The organism is Peribacillus sp. SIMBA_075 (assembly GCF_046534585.1).
Genome location: NZ_JAWRYN010001012.1, coordinates 1 through 257, shown reverse-complemented (window position 1 = coordinate 257; position 257 = coordinate 1). Strand labels below are relative to the sequence as shown.

Sequence of the window (257 nt, the reverse complement as noted above, 5' to 3'; positions counted from 1 at the left end):
GAAGCTGAGTTGGATATGGCAATCTGCATCACTGAACACATTCCAGTATTGGATATGGTAAAAGTGAAGCGCTATATGGAAGGCAAGAAAACACGTCTTGTCGGACCGAACTGCCCGGGTGTCATCACTCCGGACGAATGTAAGATCGGCATCATGCCTGGCTACATTCACAAAAAAGGACATGTCGGCGTCGTATCGCGCTCTGGTACTTTGACGTATGAAGCGACTCACCAATTGTCTGAAGAAGGCATCGGCCA

Annotated in this window: 1 pseudogene; it reads left to right on the top strand. The window is 48.6% G+C overall.

The features are described from left to right. A pseudogene (locus tag SB775_RS31345) lies at positions 1-257 on the top strand (succinate--CoA ligase subunit alpha); the annotation flags it as partial.